The organism is Mesorhizobium sp. M0045 (genome assembly GCF_040323385.1).
Taxonomy (GTDB): Bacteria; Pseudomonadota; Alphaproteobacteria; order Rhizobiales; family Rhizobiaceae; genus Mesorhizobium.
In genome coordinates this window covers 1-887 of sequence record NZ_JAMYUY010000071.1, presented here as the reverse complement: position 1 = coordinate 887, position 887 = coordinate 1, and the positions used below count along the sequence as shown (strand labels likewise).

The 887-nt window shown below is 61.3% G+C and carries 2 protein-coding genes; both read left to right on the top strand.

Annotated elements, in window-relative coordinates; all coding sequences use genetic code 11:
* The first annotated feature begins 125 nt into the window (after positions 1 to 125).
* The gene (locus NKJ72_RS30910) at positions 126 to 593 is read left to right on the top strand and encodes a hypothetical protein (protein ID WP_352480801.1); all 468 of its coding nucleotides are present in this window, start codon (positions 126 to 128) and stop codon (positions 591 to 593) included.
* On the top strand, positions 590 to 887 hold a 298-nt coding region (locus NKJ72_RS30905; protein WP_352480800.1), incomplete at its 3' end, for a phage holin family protein. The genes NKJ72_RS30910 and NKJ72_RS30905, both read left to right, overlap by 4 nt.

The window sequence follows — 887 nt, the reverse complement described above, 5'->3', positions numbered from 1 at the left end:
CAGCCAGAAGCGAGCTTTCGGAAAGACTACAACGGGAAAAGCAGACCGCGACGGAAGCGCTCCACGATGCGCGTGACGAGATCACTAGGAAAGCCGGAGATTACGCATCGGAAGCAAAGCAAGCATTGTTCAACAAGGCGGAGGGAACGCAGCGCGACATGAGCGCCAGTCTCAAGGCCTTCAGCGGCGCTTTGCGCGCGGCAAGCGAGCATCTTGCCAACAATGATCAACGGACCGCTTCGAAATTCGCCCTTGACGCCGCAGGCGGGCTCGAGCGGCTTTCCTCGTCCCTGAAGGATAAACCGTTCGACGAGGTGCTTGGCGAAATTCAGTCGTTCGGCCGCGAAAACTCGGGGGCGCTGATCGCCGGCTCGGTATTGGCAGGCCTGGCTTTGGGGCGGTTCATCAAGAGCTCGCCACCCTCTGCCCAAACCGGAGCACCGGGCCAGTCGGGAACAGGCCGGGCGCCCGAGACGGGTCCTAGCTCGAATGAGTCGGGATGGCGATCGGCAGAGCCAGTTGAACCAGCCCCGTTAGGATCCGATCAGTCCGGCGATGACTGGGCCAATGCAAGCCTGGAGCGAAACCCATGACTGACAACCAGGACACTCGCAGCCTGACAACCCTTGTCAGCGATCTGGCACAGCAGGTCACAACACTGCTTCAAACCGAAAGCAGGCTGTTGCGGGCTGAAATGTCAGAAAAGTTAAGCAAGGCCGGCGCCGGCGCCGTGGAGGTAATGGGAGGCGTCATTTGCCTGCTTGCCGCCCTGATGGTGCTTTTGCAGGCGCTGGTGATTGCTTTGGCGAGCGCCGGCCTGGGAGCCGGATGGTCCTCGCTGCTCGTCGGCGTCGTGGTGGCAGTACTGGGCGTCATACTCCTGCGCT